This is a genomic window from Enterococcus sp. C76, assembly GCF_040886985.1.
GTDB classification, from domain to species: domain Bacteria; phylum Bacillota; class Bacilli; order Lactobacillales; family Enterococcaceae; genus Enterococcus_B; species Enterococcus_B lactis.
The window spans coordinates 1-321 of sequence record NZ_JBFOEY010000067.1; the positions used below are offsets into that span (position 1 = coordinate 1).

Annotated in this window: 1 protein-coding gene; it reads right to left on the bottom strand. The window is 34.3% G+C overall.

Features of this window, described 5'->3' with window-relative positions; genetic code table 11:
- Positions 1–308: YopX family protein (locus tag AB3I00_RS14780; protein WP_368025638.1), on the bottom strand; the 308-nt coding region annotated here is incomplete at its 3' end.
- Between the last annotated feature and the right edge of the window lie 13 nt (positions 309–321).

A 321-nucleotide genomic window follows, 5' to 3' on the forward strand; every position in this document is an offset into this window, starting at 1 on the left:
TTAAAAATTTGATACTCTAAGTCTTCATCAACAGTGGCACAAACTAATCCGGAATAATCTATTGAATTTTTGACAATACAAACTTTATTATCTAAGTAATCAAATCCATTTTGTACGCTGACTAATACTATATCCCCTTCAAATATCTCCACGTCGTTCTTATCTTTCAGTCCTGTGGATTGCATAAGCTTCAAATTACACATTTCAGGCCGCATAAAAACGTTTCGTAAATTATGGCCATTCAATAGTCTTTTCCACGAGATCATCTTTTTATCAATAATGTGCCATGCTCTAAACTTCGGTATCATTCGCTGTCCTCCT